Source organism: Citrobacter sp. T1.2D-1 (assembly GCF_950098555.1).
Lineage (GTDB): Bacteria > Pseudomonadota > Gammaproteobacteria > Enterobacterales > Enterobacteriaceae > Citrobacter_A > Citrobacter_A telavivensis.
The window spans coordinates 59,678-85,299 of sequence record NZ_CATNHH010000005.1 but is presented as its reverse complement, the minus strand read 5'-3'; the positions used below and the strand labels follow the sequence as shown (position 1 = coordinate 85,299).

Genomic DNA, 25,622 nt, shown 5'->3' with positions numbered 1-25,622 from the left:
AACCCCGACGGTGTCAGGGTTTGTGCTAAATCCCCCGTGTTGCCACGGGAGGAAGGGTCAGAAGCTGTATTTCAGCCCCAGCATACCTTGCGTATCGCTGTAGCCATTGTCGCCAATCTGTTGGGCGACGTTGCCCCACAGGGTGACATTTTTCGTCAGTTGACCTTCAACACCAGCTTTCAGTTCAGCTATGTTGCGGCTGCCTTTCACTTCGCTGTTGATGTCATCCATCTGCACGCTGTAATTCTGCGTGTTGTGGATCCAGTTGGCTTCGACAAACGGCTGGAAGGTGCGGTCTTTACCGTCATCCATCGCGTTATGCCCTTGCAGGTACGCTTTCACACCCAGGCGGGTTTGCAGATTGCCGTCGGTTTTATCCACCACCCGGGTACCGTTTTTCTCGATGTGGGTATCGGCCTGCACGTCCATCCAGGTCACCTGGACTTTAGGCTGAATGTACAGCGCGTTACGTTCGCTGAATTCGGCCAGTTTCCAGGTATAACCCGTTTCGACAGAGGCGGTGATGCCGTCTGAGTCATACTCTTCAGAGGCCAGTCCCTGTCCGGAGACGGTGTTGTCAAACCAGTTGTAGAGCATCCAGCCATCAACATAAGCCCCGGTTTTATCGGCGTCGTTGGCATACCAGGTGCCGTACAGACCGGCGCTGTAGCCGCTGATTTCCCCGCGAGAGGTGTATCCGGTCAGACTGGAATGGCTGCGGCTCTTGCTGTTGGCGTAACCGGCCATCAGACCCAGATGCCAGCGATCCAGACCGTCGGTACTCCATTGCGCAATATCACCGCCGAGTTGCAGCACATAGCGGTTGCTCTGGGTGCTTATCTGCCCGGAACCGTCCTTGAAGCGGTTATGGCCGCCGATGTGGCGCATCCACAGGCTGGTCACCTTCTGCTCGCCGGTTAACGCGTCGGTATACTGCGTTTCGCCCAGACGATCGTGGAGGCGGGTGGTAAACAGCGTATTGGCGGCAAGGGTGTTTGCCAGATAGCTGCCGGTTTCCGGGCGATACTGGTGTTTACCTTCCGGGGCGGCAGGAGTCTCCGGAACCGGCTGTTCCGGTGATGCTGGCGCGGGCTCATCTGGCGGTAACGGATCGGGAATTACTTCGCTGGTCAGATGCCAGTTCTGGTTGTTCTTTTTGATGATGTTGTAGTCGTAAGCGCCTGCGACGATACGGCCTTCTTTGACAAAGGTACCGTTGGAGGCTCCTTCCACTTCCACAACCGGGATGCCTTCTACCGTCTGCGAACCGCCGCCGCCAGCGTTGCTGACGCTGACACGCGTGGTGCCGCTGGTATCACCACGAACAACCAGCTTATCGGTCGCCGAAAGGTCATCGCCTAATACGGTGCGTAAGGCCAGCAGACCGTTGTTGCCCGTGTAATTGCCGTTGATGGTTAACGTGGTCGGGCTAAAGGCCGCTTTCACTCGCGGTGGGGAAGAGAGCGTCGTCGTGCCTGCCAGTGCCAGCGAGTTCAGGGTTTGCGAATAGCCATTAAGATCCAAACTGGCACCGTCGTTGACGATGTAATCTGACGCGTCGCTAAAGGTATTTTCCGCGCCTGCGCGCAGCGTCCCTCTGGAGACAAGCGTGTTGCCGCTGTAAGTATTGGCCCCGGTCAGCGTGGTCACCCCCGAACCAACGTGGTTGACTTCACCATTGCCGTAAATTCGCGATGCCAGCACGAAGTCCTGACTGGAATGGTTGAAGTTCAGAATGGCGGTGTTCTGATCGCTGTTATTCATCAGATAAATTCGTGACGCCTCAATGTTGCCTGCCGCCTGTTCGGTTTCTCCCTGCGCGCCGCCGATATTTAAAATCCCGGTACTGCCGTTGCCATAGGCCAGGCGGATCAACGTGCCGGACTTAACGGTTGCGCCATTGCTGACGGTGAGGATCCCTTTGGCGGTATTATTTACGGTTGAGAACCCGCCCAGATTGATGGCCGCAGCAACGTCCAGCATTGAATTAGCCCCATCGACCCGGGTTTCACCAAAGCCTTTAGCATCGGTATTAACCGTCACTCCGACGAGGCCAATACTCATGTGACTGGTCGTTGAGAGCTTACCGCCGTTGGTAATGAATAATTGACCATGTCCCTGATCGCCGACGACGGTCCAACTGGTTTCAATTGAAGAATTAGCGCCGTCAATGTTTACCACTCCCTGGGCATCTTCGTATGCTTCACCAATGCGCAAATCATCAAGTCCAGTTATTTTACTGCCGTTAAGCACATTCAGCGTGCCGGAACCATTCCCCATTCCAAGCTGGATATGCCAGTTATTCGTTCTCCAGGTGGCGCCATTGGTCAAGGTGACGATACCGGTCCCCCCGTAACCAATGATAGCCCCTTCGGCAACGAGGATATCCCGACCATCAATAATCAATGTACCGACGCCGGTACTCCCAACGCTTGCTGCGCGAACCTGATTCCAGTTACTGCCGGTATTTTCGGTTGAGGAAAGGGTGAGAGAGTCATTATTATCGATAATGAGATCGCTCGTGATGTCCGTCGGAGGCGTCACGGTTAACAGATTGATATTATCCACATTCGCTGCGGCGGCAGTTTGTATTGCGAAGGCAATAGCGATTGCCAGTATTGATTTTGGTTGGTGCGATTTTTTAATATTCATAATTGTCTCTTCCATAAGAGAGTGCCTGGTGTACGAAATAAATTTTGTATTGAAGAACAATCCCTTAGTGCATGGTGATGAACAAAAATATAATTTGTAAAAATAAATTGTTTTCTTAAGGTGTATTTTATTCGCATGATTTTAAATTGAGAAATGGTTTTATCGACTAATTATTGTGTTGTTCAATAGGTTTCATCTATTTAATATATCTTTAATTTTCTTATATAAGATCTTAAGTGTTTTTTTGCCAGCAATGTATCTTATTAAGACCATTTAAAATATTAGGATTAGTGCAAATAATTTCCCTTATACAATGAGATAATAGGCGTGGAGGATGAGTGATTTTTATTATAGAGCGAATGACTAACCTGCTAGTCATTTGTCAGGCAATCATTGCTTAAATGCGTGAGCGTGGTGATTTAGGATTTTTGCGGAAAGCTAATACATGATAGCTTGATTTCGATCAAACCTCGCAGTTGAGATAAGTAAAGTCCGGGCGCGTTTTGCGTAGAAGTTTGCCACCAGACGCTATGTGCCCGTTGGCACTCAACGGTTTTTTTTGCTTTGCTGTCGTGTAAACGACAGTCTTTGCTAATATGACTGGAGATCATCCTTTTCTTTCGGGGAAGCTGTGAAAAAACAGATATTTCTTTTCGTGCTCGGTACTTTGCTGGTGGGATGTGACAACGGTACGGTACCGCTCTCCTTTACGCCGGAAATGGCCAGTTTCTCTAATGAGTTTGATTTTGACCCTTTGCGCGGGCCGGTAAAGGACTTCAGCCAGACGTTGCTCAATGAGAAGGGCGAAGTGGCGAAGCGCGTCAACGGTACGCTGTCTGAGGAAGGCTGTTTTGACTCGCTGGAGCTGCACGATCTTGAAAACAATACCGGCGTGGCGCTGGTGCTGGATGCGAACTTTTATCGTGATGCCGAAACGCTGGAGAAAAAGGTGCGCCTGCAGGGGAAATGTCAGCTCGCGGAACTGCCTTCAGCCGGCGTCGTCTGGGATACCGATGATAATGGCTTTGTGGTCGCGGCGACCGGAAAAGAGATGAAAGTCCAGTATCGCTATGATGCCGAGGGTTATCCGCTCGGCAAGACCACCGTCAGCAAGGACCAGACGCTATCCGTCAGCGCAAAACCTTCGACCGATCCGCGTAAGAAGCTTGATTATACGGCGGTAAGTCTGCTTAACGATCGCCCTCTGGGGAACGTTAAGCAAACCTGTGATTATGACCGTCATGCCAATCCCACGGACTGTACGCTGGTGATCGTTGATGAAAGCGTCAAGCCCGCGGTTGAGCACAATTACACGATCAAAAATACCATCGATTACTACTAAGATGACCGCGCAGCGATTACTGCGCGGTAGGTTTCAACATCGCCGTACCGGGCGACCGATGTTCCGCCAGGTACTGATGCTGGAAGATACACATCCGGATAGTATTGCGGTATTCACCGTTAATAAAGAATTCATGAATCAGTTCACCTTCAACCATAAAGCCCAGCTTACGGTAGATGTGGATCGCTTTTTCGTTCTCTTTATCAACGATGAGGTACAGCTTATAGAGGTTAAGTACGGTAAATCCGTAGTCCATCGCCAGCCTGGCGGCACGTGAGGCGAGACCTTTTCCCTGATACTCCGGGGAAATAATGATCTGAAATTCGGCCCGACGATGGACATGGTTGATTTCAACCAGTTCGACCAGTCCCGCTTTTTCACCGTCGCATTCGACAACGAAACGGCGTTCGCTCTGATCGTGAATGTGCTTATCGTAAAGATCGGACAACTCGACGAAGGCCTCATAAGGCTCTTCAAACCAGTAGCGCATCACGCTGGCATTGTTATCGAGTTGATGGACAAAACGTAAATCTTCACGCTCCAGCGGGCGTAGCTTGACACTGAGGGCGCTTGTCATACCAAATCCTTAACGTCTCGTTTAGTTCTTTGTATCAGGGGGCAACCACGCGACCGGTGCGACGATCCAGACAGCGCAGGGTATTCGGCTCCCAGTACGCATTCAGATTGGCACTCTGCTCGCAGCTATCGCGGTTATCAAAAGCGGCATCCGCTTTATCCCACTCTTTTTCCGCGCGCTTGTTAATTTTCTGACGCAGGCTACGTGTGTCATCCCATTGCTCTTTTTGCATGGCTGCCTGCTGACGGCTCAGGGCGCTGTCACCGGATTCGATCACCAGTCGACTGGTCTCAGCCTGCGCGGTCGCGGTGTAGACGACGGCACTCAGCAGCAGCATTGCCGTCAGGCACAGGCGTTTGCGAAGCGTAATGTTCATGGCAAGTTCCTTTTATGAGCGACGCAAAAAGCATCATTGACAGGCAAATTCTACACCATTCCTCGCACAGGGCATACCCGCCGGAAGGTTATGGATAAGTTCAGGCAATTATGACGTATCATGCCTGAACCTCAGGTAAATGAACGATACAGATGATCAAAACGACGCTGCTTTTTTTTGCCACCGCACTTTGCGAAATTATCGGCTGCTTTCTCCCCTGGCTCTGGCTAAAGCGGGGGGCTACCGCCTGGTTGCTGTTACCTGCAGGCGTTGCGCTGGCGCTGTTTGTCTGGCTGTTGACGCTGCATCCTGCCGCCAGTGGTCGGGTGTATGCTGCGTATGGCGGCGTTTATGTTTGTACTGCGCTTATCTGGCTGCGCGTGGTGGATGGAGTAAAGCTCAGCGTGTATGACTGGAGCGGGGCGCTCATCGCGCTCAGCGGAATGCTGATTATTGTGGCGGGATGGGGACGCGGATAAGCGCCTCTTTTTTGTGATCGCCTGGTGATTTTTTGATCATTATACTTGTATGGTAGTTATGGGGGGAATAAATTTCTTGCATCACTAATTTGATGTAAGGAAAACGCATGGAAAGTATAGTGATTCAACAGCCAAATAAATTATGCATTGAACAGCGGCCATTACCTTTACCAGAACCTGGAGACGTGAGGATTAAGGTAAAAATAGCAGGGATCTGCGGGTCGGATAGTCATATATATCGTGGACATAATCCTTTTGCGCAATATCCTCGCGTCATTGGTCATGAGTTCTATGGCATTATTGATGCAGTCGGCGAGAGCGTGGAGAATAAACGCGCTGGCGAACGTGTGGTGGTGGATCCCGTAATAAGTTGCGGTGTCTGTTATCCCTGCACTGTTGGCAAACCCAATGTTTGTACCTCTTTAACGGTATTAGGTGTTCATCGGGATGGTGGCTTCAGTGAATATGTCACGGTTCCGGAAAGTAATGTTTATTGTATTCCGGATTCGATTAGCGACCGACAGGCGGTAATGGTTGAACCCTTTACGATTGCCGCGAATGTCACGGGGCAGGTTGCGCCAACAGAAAATGATATTGCCTTAATTTACGGCGCCGGTCCGATGGGGTTAACCACCGTCCAGGCGCTTAAAGGGGTATATCAGGTCAAAACGGTGATTGTTGTTGACCGGATTGACGCGCGCCTGGCAATGGCGAAAGCGTGCGGGGCCGATGAAACGATGAATAATGCCCGGCGGTCATTAGCGGAATATCTGGCACAGAAGGGCATCAGACCGACGCTGATTATCGATGCGGCCTGCCATCCCACCATCCTGTCTGAAGCCATTGGCCTGGCATCACCTGCGGCGCGTATTGTGATAATGGGTTTTTCCAGTGACCCTTGTCAGATAATCCAACAGGGGATTACCGGAAAAGAGCTCACGATTTTTTCATCCCGACTGAACGCGCATAAATTTCCAACCGTTATTGAGTGGATGCAAAATAAATTAATCGACCCTGATAAATTAATCACGCATCAGTTTGACTATCGACAGGTCATCGACGCAATAACGCTATTCGAAACCGATCAGCAAAGCTGTTGTAAAGTATTACTCACCTTTTCCGCTTAAAATTAATTCATGCGATGGATGCCTGACGATTCGGGTATTCCGTGGTACGCATTTACTCTGTAGAGACAGACGACATGAATACAACAAAGCATGAAAGAAGCACCCGGGATCTGGTGCGCGCCGCGGTTTCCGGTTGGTTAGGCACCGCATTAGAGTTTATGGACTTTCAGTTATATTCTCTGGGTGCCGCACTGGTTTTCCATGAAATATTTTTCCCGGAACAATCGGCGGCAATGGCGTTAATTCTCGCAATGGGAACTTACGGGGCAGGCTATATCGCCCGCATTATCGGGGCCTTCTTTTTTGGCAAAATGGGGGACAGGATCGGGCGTAAGAAGGTGTTGTTTATTACCATCACGTTAATGGGAATGTGTACGACCTTAATCGGTATACTTCCGACTTATGCGCAGATAGGCATTTTTGCACCCGTGCTGTTGGTGACATTACGTATTATTCAGGGACTCGGGGCCGGGGCAGAAATATCCGGTGCCGGAACCATGCTCGCAGAATATGCGCCAGTCGGTAGGCGGGGAATTATTTCATCACTGGTCGCTATGGGAACAAACTGCGGCACGCTCAGCGCGACCGCGATTTGGGCGGTGATGTTCTTTGCGCTCGATCGTGAAGCCTTGCTGGCATGGGGTTGGCGTATTCCATTTCTGGCGAGCGTCGTCGTCATGATTTTTGCGATCTGGTTGCGGTTGAACCTGAAAGAAAGTCCCGTCTTCGAGCAGGTCAATGAAGGGGACGCACCGGCGACAGCCTCGCAGGAGGCGATTTCAGTGGGAACGATGTTTACCAGTAAATCTTTCTGGCTGGCAACGGGATTACGCTTTGGTCAGGCCGGTAACTCGGGGCTGATCCAGACGTTTCTTGCCGGATATCTGGTGCAGACGCTGCTGTTCAATAAGGCCATTCCGACGGATGCGCTGATGATAAGTTCGGTGATTGGTTTTATCACTATCCCGCTACTGGGATGGTTATCCGACAAATTCGGCCGTCGATTACCCTATATCGTGCTGAATATCTCGGCGATTATTCTCGCATACCCAATGTTATCCATCGTGGTGGATAACTCTTACCAACCGGGCGTGATTATGACGGCTCTGATCGTCATTCATAACGTCGCGGTACTGGGATTATTTGCTCTGGAAAACATTACGATGGCTGAAATATTTGGCTCACGTAATCGCTTTACCCGTATGGCGATCGCCAAAGAAGCAGGGGGACTGGTGGCGGTCGGCTTTGGACCGGTGCTGGCAGGGATTTTCTGCAACATGACAGGAAACTGGCTGCCAATTCTGGTGATGATCGTGATTTATTCCCTGATTGGTCTGCTCTCTGCATTCCTGATGCCTGAAGTGTGCGACCGCGATCTGCGGATACCGGAAGACGCCGCGCAGCCGGTGACCGGGAAACGGCGTTCTGCGACAGCCAGTCGCGTCTGACCTCCTTCAAGGGTGACGGTTCCTGTCCTTCAGGGCCGTCTTTACACCCTTTCTGAATTCAGCATTCCATGACATAACCCGCGAGTTTTGTGATCTGCTCAGAAAAACAGATCATTTATACTTGTATGGTAGTATGTGAATTGCGTAGATTCTCACCATCACCACACAGAACCAGGAAGAAAAAATGAAGATTGTAGGGGCTGAGGTTTTTATCACCTGTCCGGGGCGTAACTTTGTCACGTTGAAGATTACGACCGAGGACGGCATCACCGGTCTGGGAGACGCAACGCTGAATGGACGTGAGCTGTCCGTCGCGTCGTACCTGAAAGATCATCTTTGCCCGCAGTTAATCGGCCGTGATGCCCACCGCATCGAAGATATCTGGCAGTTCTTTTATAAGGGGGCGTACTGGCGTCGCGGACCGGTGACCATGTCTGCCATCTCCGCCGTCGACATGGCGCTGTGGGATATCAAAGCCAAAGCCGCCAACATGCCGTTGTATCAGTTGCTCGGTGGCGCATCGCGCGAAGGCGTGATGGTTTACTGCCACACCACGGGTCATACCGTTGATGATGTGCTGGAAGACTATGCGCGTCACAAAGAGATGGGATTCAAAGCCATTCGCGTACAGTGCGGCGTGCCGGGCATGAAAACCACCTACGGCATGGCGAAGGGGAAAGGGCAGGCTTATGAACCGGCGACTAAAGGGCAGTGGCCGGAAGAACAACTGTGGTCAACCGAAAAATATCTCGATTTCACGCCGAAACTGTTCGAGGCGGTGCGCAATACGTTCGGCTTTAACGAACACCTGTTGCACGACATGCACCACCGTCTGACGCCCATAGAAGCGGCGCGCTTTGGTAAAAGCATCGAAGATTATCGTCTTTTCTGGATGGAAGATCCGACGCCTGCTGAGAATCAGGAGTGCTTCCGACTGATTCGTCAGCATACGGTGACCCCGATTGCCGTCGGTGAAGTCTTTAACAGCATCTGGGACTGCAAGCAGCTTATTGAAGAACAGCTCATCGATTACATCCGGGCCACGATCACCCACGCGGGCGGAATTACCGGCATGCGTCGTATCGCCGACTTCGCCTCTCTGTATCAGGTACGTACAGGATCGCACGGACCGTCCGATCTTTCTCCGGTCTGTATGGCCGCTGCGCTGCACTTTGACCTGTGGGTTCCGAACTTTGGCGTTCAGGAGTACATGGGCTATTCCGAGCAGATGCTGGAAGTGTTCCCGCACAACTGGACCTTTGACAACGGCTATATGCATCCGGGTGAGAAGCCGGGACTGGGTATCGAGTTCGATGAAAAGCTGGCCGCGAAATATCCCTATGACCCCGCCTATTTGCCGGTTGCCCGGCTTGAAGATGGCACCTTGTGGAATTGGTAAAAAACCTATTTCGATTCACGCAGGAGAAATAACATGGGCTTCATTAACGATCGCTTTATGATTGGCAATGAAGTCGGTGTTCGGCTCTATCAGGATATCGCTAAAGATCTGCCGATCATCGATTATCATTGCCATCTTGAAGCAAAAGACATTTACGAAAATCACGCATTTGATGATATTACCCAACTCTGGCTGGCGGGAGACCATTATAAATGGCGGGCGATGCGGGCAAACGGCATCGACGAACGTTTTATTACTGGCAATGCCAGCGCGGAGGAAAAATTCCAGGCATGGGCTGAAACTGTGGAAGCGGCATTTGGCAATCCGCTGTATCACTGGACGCATCTGGAATTAAATCACTATTTTGATTGCCAGCTTATGCTTGACAGTCATAACTGGCGTGAAGTGATGGATCACTGTAACCGGCTTATTAAGCTGGCTGATTTTAAACCGCGCCGCTTAATGGAACGCTCCAGGGTTGAAGTGATTTGTACAACCGATGCCCCCCTCGATTCTCTGGAATACCATCGTCTGCTCCAGCAGGACGACACGTTTGCCATTAAGGTATTACCTACCTTCCGTCCGGACGATGTCTTTAATGAGGATGCCGTACAGTTTTCGCAGTTTACGGCAAAACTTGGGCAGTTAACGCAGATTGAGATTACGACGTTCGAGCAGTTCAGCGCAGCGCTGAGCAAACGTATTGCCTGGTTCCATGAGGCAGGGTGCCGTATTTCTGATCATGGTCCGATCGCTATTGACTATCAGGCAGCCGAACCGTCCCGCGTGAATCAACTTTTTATGCGCAAAGCCTCTGGTGAGACGCTGAAAAAAGAAGAAGAGCGACAGCTGAGCAGCGCTATTTTTGTCATGTTGGCCAGACACTACAAAGCATCAGACTGGGCGATGCAAATCCATTTTGGCGCGATTCGTAATAACAATAGCCGGATGCGTCAACAACTGGGGATTAATACGGGTTTTGACTCGATAAACGATCAGTCGAATCTGGCGATGTCTCTGAATCAGTTACTGGATGCGATGGCGCAGGAAAACGCGCTGCCAAAAACCATCCTGTATAACCTGAACGCTGTTTATAACGACGTTGTGGCGACAACTATCGCCAATTTCCAGAGTGCCGAACATGGGGTGAAATCACCAATGCAGTTTGGTTCCGGTTGGTGGTTTAACGACACCCGACGTGGCATGGAAAATCAACTGAACAGTTTGGCCGATCAGGGGTTGTTGATGCATTTTGTTGGCATGCTTACGGATTCGCGCAGTTTTGTTTCCTACACCCGTCATGACTATTTCCGCAGGATCCTGTGCAATCTGATCGGGGGATGGGTTGAGAAAGGTGAAGTACCCGACAATAAAGAGATTCTGGCACGAATGATCAGAAATATTTGTCACGATAACGCTAATAACTATTTTAAATTCTAATACTCTCCGGTGAGGATAGAACATGACTCGTACCAATAGAAAAATAACCATTCCGGTCAGTATCGGCTACGGACTGACGGATATAATGGGGGGAGGCGCGTTTACCGTTATTGGCGCCTGGCTACTCTTCTTCTACACCACTTTTGTCGGCCTGTCGCCGGTAGAGGCTGCTGCCATCGTGGCGATTGCGCGAATTGTCGATGCCATTGTCAGTTTGTTTATGGGCTCATTTACCGACCATTTCTATAAGAATGCGTTAGGTAAACGATTTGGCAGAAGACGTTTTTTCCTGCTGATCGGCGCGCCATTGATGCTGGTCTATATTCTCTTGTGGGTCACCGGAATGAATTTCTGGTTCTATCTTTCGGTCTACCTTGCCTTCGAAATTATCGCAGCAATGGTATTAATCCCGTGGGAAACATTACCGTCGGAAATGACCAAAGACTTTAATTCCCGAACCAAACTTTCTACCTGTCGTATGTTCCTCTCTGCATCCGGGACGTTTTTGGCGACCTTTATTCCAGGACTGCTAATCGGTTATTTTGGCGAACAAGATCCTAATGCCTATTTTATTAATGGTGTTGTATTTGCAGTCATGTTTATGCTGTGCGTGTTTATCTCCTGGAAAGTGACCTGGGAGCGCGAGTTAACCCCAGAAATGCTGCAGGAACTGGAACGTAGCAATCAACCCTCCACGTTTGCTGAGAAAGTCGTGAAGGTTGGACAGCTCTTTAAAGATTACGCGTCAACGCTGAAAGTACGTGCTTTCCGTAAACATCTGGCGATCTACTTGTTCTCGTTTACGGCGAAAGACGTCTACAACACGGTCTTTGTTTTTTTCTGCGTCTATTGCCTTAACGTGTCGTCATCGCTGGCGGGAACGTTGCTGTCGATGAGTATTGTGGGACTGCCGGTTACCTTACTGGCAGGAGTAGGGATCATCAAGTACGGTCCGTCTCGCCTCTACATTTTTGCCTATACATTAATGATGCTCTGTCTGGGCGGACTGTTTATGGTTTACCAGTTCCCGACAGACAGCAAAGTCACCTTGCTGGTGATCCTTGCCGCACTGTATCAGGTTGGGCGCTGCGTACTTGAGTTTACGCCCTGGAACGTGTTCCCCTTTATTCCTGATATTGACGAGATGATCACCCGTCAGCGCCGTGAAGGTTTATTCGCTGCAGTGATGACGTTTTCGCGCAAAACAACCGTAGCAATCGCCACCTTTATTGTGGGATTGATGCTGCAAAACGGTGGGTTTGTGAAGGGTAGTCAGGTGCAACCCGAGCAGGCCATCAATACCATAGCGACACTCCTCTTTGCCGGTACCGCTGGCTTACTGATTCTGGCGCTCTGGCAGGCAGTGACATTCCATCTGAATAAACAGACCCACAAAATCTTTGTTGATGAGGTGGATCGTTTAAAAGCTAACGGCGCTAAACAGGATGTGGATCCTGAGACCCGCCGAGTGGTAGAGGATCTGACGGGCTACAACTACGACACGCTGTGGTGCGATGCGCAACCTCAGGTTGCAAAATCCGCTAAACCGGCCACCACGCAGAGTTAATGGGTGGACAGTCCTGGTCGTGAATATCAAATCGCCAGGGCTGTCACATAACTTCTTAATGATGTTATACCAATTAGCAAAATATTAATTCAAATCAAAACATACAACCATACAGGCGTTACTCTGGGACCGTCCTGATTTCATTCAAAGTAGGTCATACAATGCAAAACAAGCTCTTAACGGCAAAGGCGACGCTTCCTGACTACGATCGCAACCGACTGATTCCGCGTATTGTTCATCTTGGTTTTGGTGCTTTCCACCGTGCGCACCAGGGCGTCTATACCGATATTCTGGCAGCAGAGCACAACAGCGACTGGGGATACTGCGAAGTAAACCTAATCGGCGGCGAGCAACAAATCGCCGATCTTAAGCAGCAGGATAATCTCTATACCGTGGCGGAAATGTCTGCCGATGCCTGGACGGCGAGAGTCGTGGGCGTGGTGAAAAAGGCGCTGCATGCTCAGGTTGACGGGCTGGAGAGCGTGCTGGCGGCGATGTGTGAACCGCAGGTTGCCATTGTTTCACTGACGATTACTGAGAAAGGGTATTGCCACTCCCCGGCAACCGGACAACTGATGCTGGATCATCCAATGATCGCCGCCGATCTGCAAAACCCTCATCAGCCGAAATCTGCGCCAGGCGTGGTGGTTGAAGCGCTGGCGCGTCGCAAAGCCGCGGGTTTAGCGGCCTTTACCGTGATGTCCTGCGACAACATGCCGGAAAACGGTCACGTGATGCGTAACGTGGTCACCGCCTATGCACGCGCAGTGGATGCTGAACTGGCCGCCTGGATCGAACAAAACGTCACGTTCCCGTCGACGATGGTTGACCGTATCGTTCCGGCCGTCACCGCCGACACGCTGGATAAAATCGAGAAACTGACCGGTGTGCGCGATCCGGCGGGCGTGGCCTGCGAGCCGTTCCGCCAGTGGGTGATTGAAGATAACTTTGTTGCCGGTCGCCCGCAGTGGGAAAAAGCGGGGGCAGAACTGGTCTCTGACGTGATCCCGTTTGAAGAGATGAAACTGCGTATGCTTAACGGCAGCCACTCATTCCTCGCTTATCTGGGTTATCTTGCAGGGTATCAGCATATCAACGACTGCATGGGGGATGAAAATTACCGCGTGGCGGCCCGCGCGCTGATGCTTAACGAGCAGGCGCCGACGCTGAAAGTGCAGGGGGTGGATCTCACGCATTATGCCGATCTCCTCATCGAACGCTACAGCAACCCGGCGCTGCGTCACCGTACCTGGCAGATTGCGATGGACGGTAGCCAGAAATTACCTCAGCGGATGTTGGATTCTGTGCGCTGGCATCTGGCGCACAACAGCCGTTTTGATTTGCTGGCGCTGGGCGTGGCGGGCTGGATGCGCTATGTCGGCGGCGTGGACGAGCAGGGAAATGCCATTGAAGTGAACGATCCGCTGTTGCCGGTAATTCAGCAGGCAGTGCAAAACAGTGCGGAAGGTGAAAGCCGCGTTGAGGCACTGCTGGGTATTGACGCGATCTTTGGTAACGAACTGCCGCAAGTGGCGTTGTTCACGCAGGCGGTGAAAGAGGCGTATCGGACGTTGCTGGCGGATGGGGCGAAAGCCACCGTGGCAAAATATGCGGCAAAAGTGAAGTAACTGCCTCAGGACTGCCGGATAATCAAGGCATTATCCGGCACTCACACCATTAGTTCATGCCGAGCCGAATCAGTTCTACCGGGGCAAATATGCCTTCACAGCCTTCCACTTCGACTGTTTTTTCACGACGAATTTGCGCCGCATCCCGGCCCTCGGTATCAATCGCTTTGATGCGACCGGTATGGCCGGTGCCACTGATCATCACACGGCTACCTGTGGTGATTGCGTTACGGTTACGATCGTATGTCATCATGGTATTTTCTCCTTTCTAACTTACCGTCAAAGCCCGTGGGCTCAGGTCCCACGTAACGGGCGCTATATAAATACGCTTATCAGTCAGGAATTTTTTTGTTTTTGATCAATCTCACATCTTTTTTGATGCGGACATGCAGGGAAGAAAACGAGGAAACCTCATCTCGCAGGAGATGAGGTGGGGGAATTACTCTTCGCTGAACCAGTCACTGTTTTCCTGGCGGATCAACAGGACCGATTCGCCAATTTCTTGCAGATGTTGGGTCATTGCCTGCTCGACGGCATCGGCGTCGTGCTTTTCCAGCGCGGCAAAAATATCGAGGTGCTGACGGAGTAACATTTCCGGCGGGGAAACGTGATCAAGGCTCATGTAACGCACGCGGTCGATAGTGGCCTTGATATTTTCGATGGTGTCCCATGCCAACTGACAGTCGGCAATGGTTGCCAGCTTCTGGTGGAAATTGTCATCCAGCTCGAAGAAATCGTTCAGCTGTTTGCGCTCAATGGCAATCCGCTGCTGATTGAGATTCTGCTCAAGCTGATAGCACTGACTGTCGGTGATTTGGGCTGCGGCCCGCCGCGCCACTGCGCATTCGATAGCCTGACGGACAAAGCAGCCGTTTCGCACCTGCGAGAGGGAGATCTTGTTGACGTAGCTGCCGCGCTGCGGGCGGATCTGGATCAATCCGTTTTCCGCGAGCTTAATAAACGCTTCGCGCACCGGTTGACGAGAGACATCGAAGCGAACAGACACCTCTTTTTCGGACAGCGGCGTGCCTGGCGCAATGAGGCAGTGCACGATGTCACGGCGAAGAATGCGATAAATCTGCTGATTTACGGGCTGTGTAGGGTTGAGTTGCGTTTCGACGGTCATTCGCTCTTACTTTTTAAAAAGTTAACCCACAAATTCTACCACTTTTTTGTCGCGAGCTATACCCGGCCCGCAGGCCGGGAGGCAAAATTAACCGCGGTGAACGCTCAGTCCGGCAAATGACTGCGTCACAGGCATCATTTCTACCGTATTGATGTTCACATGGGCAGGCAGGGTGGCAACCCACCAGACTGCTTCGGTCACATCTTCCGGCGTCAGCGCCGTGGTGTTCTCATAGGTTTTGTCCGCTTTGTTGTCATCGCCTTTAAAGCGCACGTTGGAAAACTCAGTACCGCCCACCAGACCCGGTTCGATATCCGTGACGCGAACCGCCGTACCGTGCAGATCGGTACGCAGATTCAGGCTAAACTGACGAACAAACGCTTTGGTCGCGCCATAAACGTTACCGCCGGCATAAGGCCAACTGCCTGCCGTAGAGCCAATATTGATGATATGACCCCGGTTACGCTCTACCATGCCAGGCAGGACGGCGCGGGTCATGTAAACCAGCCCTTTGTTGTTGGTATCGATCATGGTTTCCCAGTCTTCCACACTGGCTTTATGCGCAGGTTCCAGGCCCAGCGCCAGACCGGCGTTATTGACCAGCAGATCGATATCACGCCACCCGGCAGGCAATGACGCCAGCATCTCCTCAATGGCCGCGCGGTTGCGGACATCCAGTTGCGCGGTCAGCACGTTATCACCCAGCGACTCTTTTAACTCTTGCAGGCGTTCCTGGCGACGGCCAGTGGCAATGACTTTATGCCCGTTCTCAACAAAACGACGTGTAATGCATTCACCAAAACCTGCTGTTGCTCCGGTTACTAAAACGATCATCTCACTGTTCCTCAACGCTTTTTACGTTTAACTACCATAGCACGCGATCCGCCCACGCGGGTAATCCTGGTTTTACAGGATTGCGGTCTTTTACCCTGAAGCCTACTCTATTGAACAAATCGTTTTCAGGAGTGAAAGATGTCGTTAACGAATCCGTTCTTTAGCCACAGCCTGTTACCGTATCAGGCACCCCGTTTTGATCTGATTGAAGTCAGTCATTATCGTCCCGCATTTGATGAAGGGATGAAGCAAAAGCGGGAGGATATCGCCGTGATTATCGCTAACCGCGATGCGCCGGATTTTACCAATACCGTTCTCGCGCTGGAGAAAAGCGGTGAACTGTTGACCCGCGTTACCAGTGTCTTCTTTGCCATGACCGCCGCGCATACCAATGAGCAACTTCAGCGTCTCGATGAGGCGTTTTCCGCCGAACTCGCGGAACTGGCGAATGATATCTGGCTTAACAGTGCGCTATTTTCCCGCGTCGACCACGTCTGGCAACAGCGCGATGCGCTGGGGCTCGACAGCGAATCCGTGCGTTTGATTGAGGTGACGCATCAGCGCTTTGTCCTTGCTGGTGCGCAACTGAGCGACGCCGACAAAATGCAGCTCCGGGCACTTAATACCGAAGCGGCGACGCTCACCAGCCAGTTTAACCAGCGTCTGCTGGCGGCGAATAAATCCGGTGGTCTGGTGGTGGACTATGCCCATCAACTGGAGGGACTCAGTGCGGAAGAGGTAGCCAGCGCGCGTCAGGCGGCGAGTGAAAAAGGGCTAACCGAGGGATGGCTCATTCCGCTACTGAATACGACCCAACAGCCGGCGTTAAGCGTGCTGCGCGATCGTCAGACGCGGGAGAATCTGTTTAACGCCGGGTGGCGTCGTGCGGAGAAAGGGGACGACAATGACACGCGAGCGCTGATTCAGCGACTGGTCACCCTTCGAGCCCGTCAGGCGCAACTGTTGGGCTTTGCGGATTACGCGTCGTGGAAAATCGCCGATCAGATGGCAAAAACGCCAGACGCCGCACTGGCGTTTATGCGCGCAATTGTTCCTGCCGCACGTCAGCGGGCGTTGAATGAGTTGGCCGATATTCAGCAGGTCATTGATGACGAACAGGGCGGGTTTAGCGCGCAGGCCTGGGACTGGTCGTTTTATGCCGAGCAGGTGCGCCGCGCGAAATATGCGTTAGATGAATCACAGCTAAAACCTTATTTTGAACTGGATACCGTTCTGCACGAAGGGGTGTTCTGGACCGCCAACCAACTCTTTGGCATCAAATTCATCGAGCGCTTTGATATTCCGGTCTACCATCCGGATGTGCGCGTCTGGGAAATCTTCGATCATAACGGCGTCGGACTGGCGCTTTATTACGGTGATTTCTTTGCCCGTGATTCGAAAAGCGGCGGTGCCTGGATGGGCAATTTTGTCGAGCAGTCGACGCTCAACGAAACCCAACCGGTTATCTACAACGTCTGTAATTATCAGAAGCCCGCGGCGGGACAGCCCGCGCTGTTACTCTGGGATGATGTCATCACGCTGTTCCATGAGTTCGGTCATACCCTGCACGGGCTGTTTGCCTCACAGCGTTATGCCACGCTCTCCGGCACCAATACGCCGCGTGATTTCGTTGAATTTCCATCGCAGATTAACGAACACTGGGCGAGCCACCCGGCGGTATTTGGGCGCTACGCCCGCCATTATGCTACCGGCGAGAAAATGCCAGAGGCGCTACAGGACAAAATGCGTAAGGCAAGCCTGTTCAATAAAGGCTATGACATGAGCGAACTGCTCAGCGCCGCGCTGCTGGATATGGGCTGGCACAGGCTGTCTGTTGAAGCATCGAGCCAGCAGGTCGAGTCGTTTGAAAAGCAACTGCTGGCGGCAGAGCAACTCAGTCTTCCGGCGGTACCACCGCGCTATCGCAGCAGCTATTTTGCTCATATTTTTGGCGGGGGTTACGCGGCAGGCTATTACGCCTATCTCTGGACGCAGATGCTGGCGGATGACGGCTTTCAGTGGTTTGTGGAGCAGGGTGGGCTGACGCGCGAGAACGGTCAGCGTTTCCGCGAGGCGATTTTATCGCGGGGCAACAGTGAAGATTTAGAGCATCTTTACCCGGCCTGGCGAGGAAATGAACCGCAGATCGACCACATGCTCAGACACCGTGGCCTGGCGGGATAAGACGATTGACAACCCAATACGGGTAACTTGATGTACAATGCGGGCTTCTTTTTTCGGAGTCCGCGGTTGCACATGCCTGTTTTCCTCCCTTTCTGCGCTGATACCCTTCAGGTAATTTTCATCCCATGAAAGGATCCGCACCCCTCCTTCTTTCCTCTGTCCTGCTACTGGCCGGTTGTGGCAACAGCACCTTATCGCAGATGAATATGCCGGCTGAACAGCGTGCGCAGGCGGTGGTGGGTTACTACGCGCGCGGCATCGATCCGATGATCCGCCAGTATATGCAGGAAAAGCAGGTGACCGGGATGGTGGTGGCGGTTATTCAGCACAACGGGCCGGTGGAGTTCCACAGTTACGGTGTGACCGACAGCAGGCATCGTTATCCGATCACGCCGGACACGCTATTTGCGCTGGGGTCGCTGAGTAAAGGGGTGACCGCGGAAGTCACTACCGTTCTGGTGAATCAGGGCGTGCTTCAGTGGAACGACACGCTGGCGCAACTGCTACCGGCCAGTACGCCGTTAAGCGAGGACGCCAGAAAAATTACCCTGCTGCAACTGGCGACGCATACTTCCGGTTTACCCAGACAACCGATGGATTTGCTGACTCTGGAAAATCTTCTGCACTATTTCAGTACGGGTGAAAATTTTTATACCCAACTGGATAACGACACGGTGCTGACATTTCTCTCCGACTTCACCGCGCCTGAAGCGCGCGTGCCGCGCTATTCCAATATCGGTTACGCGCTGCTTGGCTACATCGTGCAACGTCAAACCGGTGAGTCGATCCCGGCGTTGGCCCGTCGTCTAATCTTCCAGCCACTACAGATGAGCAACAGCAGTTTTGTGCCGACGTCGCTCAAAGCCTATCCGTATCGCGCATTAGGCCACGCGGGAGATCAGCCGAAGCTCATTCAACGCGGCGAACTGACGCCGGACTGGACGTTCCGCCACAACATGGTCGGGGCGGCGAGTTTATACAGCAGCGCACGCGATCTGGCGGGCTACGCACGGGCCCATTTTGCGCCAGGGGACAACGCCGTGCTCGCCCGCGCGTTTGCGGATGTTTCCCGCATCCAGTTTTATCGTCAAAAAGAAGCGGCGAATATTGCGTGGGTGACAGATACCTTAGCCGATCGCCAGATAACCTGGCAGGTAGGGTATATTGGCGGATATTCCAGTTATATTGGTTTTGACAAACGGAATCAGAATGCGGTGGTGGTGCTGCAAAATAGTTTTAACTGGAGTAATTATCTGGGGCATACCATTCTTACAAAATTGGACAAACAGGAGAACATGCCATTCTGAGGGCGCTATGTCGGGGTTAAATCAGCATATTGCTCTGAACCGTTGATCCCATCCTCTTCTATTAATAAATTGACATAACCTTGCTTTTATCTCGTTACACTATTTTTCGAAATGGAACAGGTGCGAAGGAGTGGCGATGATTAAAAAGGCAGTAGAAATTGATGCTATCCTCTTAGAACTTAATCAGTCTATTGATACGCATTATCAGTGGTTAGTCAAAATGTTCCACTGTGTGGTCACAGAGGATGCGTCGCAGGCAGATATTATTGCTACTAACGCACACTGTTTATGCCATTTTGGTCAGTGGTTAAAAAATCATACTGTGCACAGTCACGAGGAGTGGGAACATTTTCGCGAAATGGAATATGCACACGCTAAAATGCATGAATCGGGTCGTGAATTAATGTTGGCGGTCATTGAAAAGCGTTGGCGCGGTACCCATTTTGACCATTTTCAGGACAGCTTATTAAGCTTCACCGGGAAAGTGATGGAATATAAAATATCTCTGGTCAATCTGCGAAGCAATATGGATATATTAACCGGCCTTCCTGGACGTCGGATGCTGGATGAAACGTTTGACAGACAACTTAAAGACGCCGCGCCGCTGGAGTTATATCTCTTGTTGCTGGATATTGACCGATTTAAATCGATTAACGATGGCTATGGTCACCTGGTGGGGGACATCGTACTACGTATGCTGGCGACGAATCTGACGGCCTGGACGCGCAGCGATGAAACGGCTTACCGCTATGGCGGCGAGGAATTTGTGATTGTCATCCGGGCAAAATCGGATGAAGAAGCCCGACAGGCCGGTTTACGCATTTGTCAGGCTATTGCGAGCACAACGATTCACTATCCTGGCGGGACTCTGGATATCACAGCAACAGGCGGAATCACCCGCGGCTGGCCGGGCGAGTCCCTGAATACCGTATTAGGCCGTGCCGACAAAGCCATGTATGAGGGGAAACAGACGGGAAGAAACCGTTGTATGTTTATCGATAAGGACCAACGAATGACCAACGTGGTAAACGTCGCCCCCGTTCACGCGGTCTTTACAAAACAGGCCGTTAGCTGACATAAGTCTGCACTCGATATGCTAAATTCCTGTCAACAAGTTGATTAATGGACTAAAACAGTGAAACCCGGAGGTCATATGCAGCTGTTGATGCGCAAGAAATTACAGAGAAAACGCTGGAATTCCCGTCCTGAATCGCAAGATTTACAGAATACACGTTCCGCTGAACCGTGGTCTTCACGTACCGCATGTTGCCAGAGTAAGAAAGAGTGGAAACGAGACGCGCCGGAATCTTAGTTCCTGTCGTTTAACATTCATTGAGAATTGGCGTGGTAAGGTATTGGCTGTCTATTGTCTCTGCCGGGATTGGCAGGATGATAGAAAAAGTAAAATACAAATCTATCCATGCAAGCATTCACCGTCGGTTATCCGGCGGTTTTTTTTTGCCTGTCGGAGATAAAAAAATGGCCCCTTGTGCAGTGTTGCGACAAGGGGCCTTATCGGTTCAGGACTTTCTCCGTTCATTAGTCATCCCATTTGTGGCTGAAATAAGCGGCCAGGAATCCAGAAAATAAAATGATTCCCAGAACGGCCATGAAAACGTTCATATTACCCAGCATAATTACCTCCTTTGACGGGTTGTGTTTTTCCTCGCTTACCTTAATTTCGGTTGGTGAAAGAGATAATAGCAGCGTGAACCTAAACAAAAGCTGAATTAGGTGATTATTTAACGTTAAAAGTAAATTTCTTTCGGTATTGTGACGGGGACAGACAATAAGCGTGGCGAAAATGGTGACGAAATAGCGCCGCACTGCCAAAACCGGTTTGTTCCGCGATCATTTCCACGCTGAGCGGTGAATTTTCCAGGTAATCGCGCGCCCGTAATAAACGTTCGTTGAGGATCCAACGTGCAGGCGTGGTGCCCGTACAGTCGGTGAAACGCCGCAAAAATGTGCGCGAACTCATTCCGGCGCGTTTGGCCAGCGAGGCGGCGTCATGATTCATCGTCAGATTCTGATGCAGAAAATCAAACAACGGGCCGAGCGTCTGGCTTTCACGCTGCCGGGCAACGGGGCGTAGCAGTTGCTGTGGTTGCGCGCCGTCGCGATGGGGTTGCACCACCAGTCGTCGGGCAACGCTGTTGGCAACCTCGAGGCCGTAGTCTTCTCTGACCAGGTAGAGACAAAGGTCTATACCCGCCGCGCTGCCCGCCGAGGTCAGCAACCGTCCCGCATCATGGTAGAGAACGTCATCAAGCACCTCGACCGCCGGGAAACGCTGCTGGAGTTTCTCAGTGTAGCGCCAGTGGGTGGTGGCTTTGCGCCCATCCAACAACCCGGTCGCCGCCAGTACAAACACGCCGGAACAGATCGACAACAGACGGCAACCTCGCGCCTGTGCGGTGCGCAGTGCGACACACAAGGCTTCCGGCACCGGCGCGTCGCTGTCCCGCCAGCCGGGAACAACAATGGTATCCGCCTCAGCCAGCAGTTCCAGCCCTCCATCCACCATCATCCGCACGCCGCCGGTCGCGCAGAGTGGACCGGGATCGACTGACGCAACGGCAAAATGATACCAGTCAGCACCCAGTTCCGGGCGCGGCAGGCCAAATATTTCGACCGCCACGCCAAACTCGAAGGTGCACAGTCCGTCATAGGCGAGCACGACCACCAGCGGGCGCGGCGTTTTTGGCATAATCCTGGCGTTTTTTGGCATAGTTGAAGGCGGTATGTGAGGTCAGGGATGGTTAAATTATTGTAAACACAATCGTCCCTGAGGAGAAAGCAGAATGAGTCATGTCACTGAGTTTCCGGCCGCCGCATCCGCCCTTGCGGTCAACCATTTCCTGTCTCGTTTGAGTCTGGAAACAGATTGCGCCGATGTTTATGAAAGTATCCATAGCGGGGAGCCGGATTTCGTCTTACTCCACGTAGTGGGAAGGCCGGAGACATTTGCACGTCGCCATATTCCGGGCGCTATTCATCTGCCGCATGCCATGATGACCGCCGAACGGATGGCGCAATGGCCTGCGGATACCCTGTTTGTGGTTTACTGCGCCGGGCCTCACTGTAACGGTGCCGACCGCGCGGCGCTGAAGCTCGCAAGGCTGGGCATACCGGTGAAGGTGATGATTGGCGGTATCACCGGATGGGCAGACGAAGGCTACGCGTTTGCCTGTCCCGCAGAATGAAGATGAATTTTTTTCATCATCCATGAATTTATCTCGTTTGCCTGCACGACCCTTGCATGTCAATTTGGACGCATGGACATCCAGAAGTCTAAATGTTTAAATAAGAAACTATCACGTCAGGCAACCTTTGCCTGACGACGAAGGAGATCACATGCAAAGACAACAGGCCCCATTTCGCGCAGAAGTCGTTGGCAGCTTTTTACGTCCCGACGACATCAAAGTTGCCCGCCAACAGTTTTCGCGCGGTGAGTTAACCGCACTGCAGTTACGCGCCGTCGAAGACGACGCGATTCGCCGGGTGGTCGAACAGCAGTGCGCCTGCGGTTTGCACGTTGTCACGGACGGTGAGTTCCGCCGCGCCTGGTGGCATTTTGATTTCTTCGACGGTCTGCAAGGGGTGGAGCGTTATGACTCACAGCAGGGCATTCAGTTTAATGGTGTGCAGACCAAAGCGCACGGTGTGCGGGTTACCGGAAAACTGGCTTTCGGCGATCATCCGATGCTGGAGGATTTCCGCTATCTGAAGAGCATCAGCGGTAACGCGCAACCGAAGATGACCATTCCCAGCCCCAGCGTGCTGCACTTTCGCGGCGGGCGTAAGGATATCGATGCCTCAGTGTATCCGGATCTTGAGGCCTATTTTGACGATCTGGCGACGACCTGGCGCGATGCTATCCACGCTTTCTACGCCGCAGGCTGTCGCTATCTGCAACTGGATGACACGGTATGGGCGTATCTCTGCTCTGATGCCCAGCGTCAGCAAATTCGCGAGCGTGGGGACTGCCCTGACGAACTGGCGCGGATTTATGCCGATGTTATCAACCGGGCGCTGGCGGATAAACCGGCCGATCTGACGGTGGGCCTGCACGTCTGCCGCGGTAACTTCCGCTCAACCTGGATCTCCGAAGGCGGCTATGAACCGGTTGCGGAGATCCTGTTCGGCAGCGTCAACGTCGATGCCTTTTTCCTGGAATACGACAACGATCGCTCCGGCGACTTTGCGCCGCTGCGCTTTATCCGCCCTGGCCACCAGCAGGTGGTGCTGGGACTGGTGACCACCAAAAATGGTGAACTGGAAAACCCGGAGGGAGTAAAAGCGCGCCTGCAGGAAGCGGCACACTATGTCGACAAAGCGCAAATTTGTCTCAGCCCGCAGTGCGGTTTTGCTTCGACGGAAGAGGGGAACAGCCTCACGGAAGCCCAGCAGTGGAACAAAATTAAACTTATCACCGAAATAGCCCAACAGGTCTGGTAAGTTGCCTCAATAATGCACACCGCGTTGCACACTAATAATGCAGCGCGGGTTCATGATGGAGCATCCTCCACGCTAAGCCCGTCTGGTCGTGCGTTTTAACACTTTTTCCTCTTCATCCCCGTTCTGGCATCCTTTTTGCCTTATTCCTCCTGAACAAATTTTTGCGCCGTGTTGTTTGTCGGGTCGCACCAGAACTCACAGCATTTTTATTTTCAGGAGTGAAATTATGCAGCGTCGTACCTTACTCAAAGCGTTTGCCCTCTCGGCCTCGGTTGCCGCCATGGGCTTCAGTTTTAGCGTTCAGGCCGCCGATACCATCAAAGTGGGCATTATGCACTCACTTTCCGGCACGATGGCTATCTCCGAAACGCCGCTGAAAGATGTGGCTCTGATGACGATTGATGAGATCAACGCCAAAGGGGGCGTATTAGGCAAGAAGCTGGAACCGGTGGTGGTCGACCCGGCTTCAAACTGGCCGCTGTTTGCCGAGAAAGCACGACAGTTGCTGAGCCAGGATAAGGTGGCGGTGGTGTTTGGCTGCTGGACCTCCGTGTCGCGTAAGTCGGTGTTGCCGGTTTTTGAAGAGCTGAACGGCCTGTTGTTCTACCCCGTCCAGTACGAGGGGGAAGAGATGTCGCCGAACGTCTTCTACACCGGCGCGGCACCCAACCAGCAGGCGATCCCGGCGGTTGAGTACCTGCTGAGTGAGGACGGTGGAAACGCCAAACGCTTCTTCCTGCTGGGCACCGATTACGTTTATCCGCGTACGACCAACAAAATTTTGCGTGCGTTCCTGCATTCAAAAGGGATTGCCGATAAAGATATTGAAGAAGTCTACACGCCGTTTGGTCACAGTGATTATCAGACCATTGTCGCCAACATCAAAAAGTTCTCCGCCGGGGGTAAAACGGCCGTGGTGTCGACCATCAATGGCGATTCTAACGTCCCGTTTTATAAAGAGCTGGCAAACCAGGGGCTGAAAGCCACCGACGTTCCGGTGGTCGCGTTTTCCGTGGGAGAAGAGGAACTGCGTGGGATTGATACCAAACCGCTGGTGGGTAACCTTGCCGCCTGGAACTACTTCGAATCGGTTGATAACGCCACTAATCAAAAATTTGTCGCCGATTATCGCGCATACGCCAAAGCCCATAAGCTGCCAAATGCCGACACCGTTGTGACTAACGACCCGATGGAGGCGACATACGTTGGCCTGCATATGTGGGCGCAGGCCGTTGAAAAAGCCGGGACGACGGATGTGGATAAAGTCCGTGCGGCGATGGCCGGACAGTCCTTCAAGGCTCCGTCTGGCTTTACCCTGACGATGGATGCCACCAACCATCATCTGCATAAGCCGGTGATGATTGGCGAGATTGAAGGCAACGGTCAGTTCAACGTCGTGTGGCAGACCGAAGAGCCGGTTCGAGCCCAACCGTGGAGCCCGTTCATTGCCGGTAATGACAAAAAATCTGAACAACCGGTGAAAACAGCCAGCAACTAACGTTAAGCCCTCCTGCGGGCGCAGACGGCGTGATGCCCGATGGCGCAAGCTTATCGGGCCTGGACAGAGCAGGGGGAAGCAGATGTAGGCCGGATAAGGCGTAAGCCGTCATCCGGCGAACGCGTCGCAAGGTTTGTCAACGTTCTTATCCCTCCAGCGGAGGGTGACTTCTGGAGA

General features: G+C 52.3%; 22 protein-coding genes. 14 read left to right on the top strand and 8 right to left on the bottom strand.

Translation table 11 applies throughout. The features are described from left to right. Nucleotides 1–57 precede the first annotated feature (57 nt). On the bottom strand, nucleotides 58–2,652 hold the full coding sequence (locus QQZ17_RS07180; RefSeq protein ID WP_152404779.1) for an autotransporter outer membrane beta-barrel domain-containing protein: 2,595 nt from the start codon (nucleotides 2,650–2,652) through the stop codon (nucleotides 58–60). A 631-nt stretch (nucleotides 2,653–3,283) separates the two neighbouring features. Between QQZ17_RS07180 and QQZ17_RS07175 the strand changes: the two genes are divergently transcribed. Beyond that, entirely contained in the window at nucleotides 3,284–3,994 is a 711-nt protein-coding gene (locus QQZ17_RS07175; RefSeq protein ID WP_152404778.1) for a YnfC family lipoprotein, read from the top strand. A gap of 16 nt (nucleotides 3,995–4,010) precedes the next feature. Here QQZ17_RS07175 and speG read toward each other — a convergent pair whose 3' ends face one another. Both speG and QQZ17_RS07165 read right to left on the bottom strand, forming a co-directional pair. Next, a complete protein-coding gene (speG, locus tag QQZ17_RS07170) occupies nucleotides 4,011–4,571 on the bottom strand; it encodes a spermidine N1-acetyltransferase (RefSeq protein ID WP_152404777.1) in 561 nt (186 codons plus the stop codon). Between the two features lie 34 nt (nucleotides 4,572–4,605). Next, nucleotides 4,606–4,947 carry a DUF1283 family protein gene (locus QQZ17_RS07165; RefSeq protein WP_152404776.1) on the bottom strand — a complete coding sequence of 114 codons (342 nt, stop codon included), beginning with the start codon at nucleotides 4,945–4,947 and terminating at the stop codon, nucleotides 4,606–4,608. Nucleotides 4,948–5,099: 152 nt separating this feature from the next. On the opposite strand from QQZ17_RS07165, the gene QQZ17_RS07160 reads away from it, so the two are divergent. The 7 genes from QQZ17_RS07160 (at nucleotide 5,100) to QQZ17_RS07130 (ending at nucleotide 14,035) form a co-directional block, all read left to right on the top strand. Continuing rightward, nucleotides 5,100–5,426, top strand: a complete 327-nt coding sequence (locus QQZ17_RS07160) for a YnfA family protein (protein WP_152404775.1) — start codon at nucleotides 5,100–5,102, stop codon at nucleotides 5,424–5,426. A 107-nt stretch (nucleotides 5,427–5,533) separates the two neighbouring features. Beyond that, complete coding sequence (locus tag QQZ17_RS07155; RefSeq protein WP_152404774.1) at nucleotides 5,534–6,553, top strand: Zn-dependent oxidoreductase; 1,020 nt, start codon at nucleotides 5,534–5,536, stop codon at nucleotides 6,551–6,553. Between the two features lie 74 nt (nucleotides 6,554–6,627). Further along, nucleotides 6,628–8,001 carry an MFS transporter gene (locus QQZ17_RS07150; protein WP_152404773.1) on the top strand — a complete coding sequence of 458 codons (1,374 nt, stop codon included), beginning with the start codon at nucleotides 6,628–6,630 and terminating at the stop codon, nucleotides 7,999–8,001. 184 nt (nucleotides 8,002–8,185) lie between these two features. Further along, entirely contained in the window at nucleotides 8,186–9,400 is a 1,215-nt protein-coding gene (gene rspA, locus QQZ17_RS07145) for a starvation-sensing protein RspA (RefSeq protein ID WP_152404772.1), read from the top strand. A 33-nt stretch (nucleotides 9,401–9,433) separates the two neighbouring features. Continuing rightward, the gene (gene uxaC, locus QQZ17_RS07140; RefSeq protein ID WP_152404771.1) at nucleotides 9,434–10,840 is read left to right on the top strand and encodes a glucuronate isomerase; all 1,407 of its coding nucleotides are present in this window, start codon (nucleotides 9,434–9,436) and stop codon (nucleotides 10,838–10,840) included. Nucleotides 10,841–10,862: 22 nt separating this feature from the next. Continuing rightward, nucleotides 10,863–12,407 (top strand): MFS transporter, encoded by a 1,545-nt coding sequence (locus tag QQZ17_RS07135; protein WP_152404770.1) that lies wholly within the window; start codon nucleotides 10,863–10,865, stop codon nucleotides 12,405–12,407. A gap of 161 nt (nucleotides 12,408–12,568) precedes the next feature. Next, nucleotides 12,569–14,035 (top strand): mannitol dehydrogenase family protein, encoded by a 1,467-nt coding sequence (locus QQZ17_RS07130; protein ID WP_152404769.1) that lies wholly within the window; start codon nucleotides 12,569–12,571, stop codon nucleotides 14,033–14,035. A gap of 49 nt (nucleotides 14,036–14,084) precedes the next feature. Here QQZ17_RS07130 and ydfZ read toward each other — a convergent pair whose 3' ends face one another. The 3 genes from ydfZ to ydfG form a co-directional block, all read right to left on the bottom strand. Next, on the bottom strand, nucleotides 14,085–14,288 hold the full coding sequence (gene ydfZ, locus QQZ17_RS07125) for a putative selenium delivery protein YdfZ (RefSeq protein WP_152404768.1): 204 nt from the start codon (nucleotides 14,286–14,288) through the stop codon (nucleotides 14,085–14,087). 186 nt (nucleotides 14,289–14,474) lie between these two features. Continuing rightward, entirely contained in the window at nucleotides 14,475–15,161 is a 687-nt protein-coding gene (locus QQZ17_RS07120; RefSeq protein ID WP_152404767.1) for a GntR family transcriptional regulator, read from the bottom strand. Nucleotides 15,162–15,248: 87 nt separating this feature from the next. Beyond that, nucleotides 15,249–15,995: a bifunctional NADP-dependent 3-hydroxy acid dehydrogenase/3-hydroxypropionate dehydrogenase YdfG gene (ydfG, locus tag QQZ17_RS07115; RefSeq protein ID WP_152404766.1), complete on the bottom strand. Its 747-nt coding sequence runs from the start codon at nucleotides 15,993–15,995 to the stop codon at nucleotides 15,249–15,251. A 138-nt stretch (nucleotides 15,996–16,133) separates the two neighbouring features. On the opposite strand from ydfG, the gene dcp reads away from it, so the two are divergent. From dcp to QQZ17_RS07100, 3 genes are all read left to right on the top strand, one after another. Beyond that, a complete protein-coding gene (gene dcp / locus QQZ17_RS07110; protein ID WP_152404765.1) occupies nucleotides 16,134–18,179 on the top strand; it encodes a peptidyl-dipeptidase Dcp in 2,046 nt (681 codons plus the stop codon). Nucleotides 18,180–18,304: 125 nt separating this feature from the next. Further along, a complete protein-coding gene (locus tag QQZ17_RS07105) occupies nucleotides 18,305–19,486 on the top strand; it encodes a serine hydrolase domain-containing protein (protein ID WP_152404764.1) in 1,182 nt (393 codons plus the stop codon). 136 nt (nucleotides 19,487–19,622) lie between these two features. Beyond that, a complete protein-coding gene (locus tag QQZ17_RS07100) occupies nucleotides 19,623–20,561 on the top strand; it encodes a diguanylate cyclase (protein ID WP_152404763.1) in 939 nt (312 codons plus the stop codon). A 464-nt stretch (nucleotides 20,562–21,025) separates the two neighbouring features. Here the strand turns inward: QQZ17_RS07100 and mgtS are convergent, their stop codons facing one another. Together mgtS and ftrA are read right to left on the bottom strand one after the other, a co-directional pair. Next, nucleotides 21,026–21,121, bottom strand: a complete 96-nt coding sequence (gene mgtS / locus QQZ17_RS07095; protein WP_000901367.1) for a protein MgtS — start codon at nucleotides 21,119–21,121, stop codon at nucleotides 21,026–21,028. Between the two features lie 103 nt (nucleotides 21,122–21,224). After that, complete coding sequence (gene ftrA, locus QQZ17_RS07090; RefSeq protein ID WP_152404762.1) at nucleotides 21,225–22,217, bottom strand: transcriptional regulator FtrA; 993 nt, start codon at nucleotides 22,215–22,217, stop codon at nucleotides 21,225–21,227. 73 nt (nucleotides 22,218–22,290) lie between these two features. On the opposite strand from ftrA, the gene QQZ17_RS07085 reads away from it, so the two are divergent. The 3 genes from QQZ17_RS07085 to urtA all read left to right on the top strand — a co-directional run bounded on the left by QQZ17_RS07085 (nucleotide 22,291) and on the right by urtA (nucleotide 25,445). Next, nucleotides 22,291–22,692 carry a rhodanese-like domain-containing protein gene (locus QQZ17_RS07085; protein WP_152404759.1) on the top strand — a complete coding sequence of 134 codons (402 nt, stop codon included), beginning with the start codon at nucleotides 22,291–22,293 and terminating at the stop codon, nucleotides 22,690–22,692. Between the two features lie 151 nt (nucleotides 22,693–22,843). After that, nucleotides 22,844–23,947, top strand: a complete 1,104-nt coding sequence (locus QQZ17_RS07080; protein WP_152404757.1) for a cobalamin-independent methionine synthase II family protein — start codon at nucleotides 22,844–22,846, stop codon at nucleotides 23,945–23,947. Nucleotides 23,948–24,173: 226 nt separating this feature from the next. After that, nucleotides 24,174–25,445 carry an urea ABC transporter substrate-binding protein gene (gene urtA, locus QQZ17_RS07075; protein ID WP_152404755.1) on the top strand — a complete coding sequence of 424 codons (1,272 nt, stop codon included), beginning with the start codon at nucleotides 24,174–24,176 and terminating at the stop codon, nucleotides 25,443–25,445. Nucleotides 25,446–25,622: the final 177 nt, after the last annotated feature.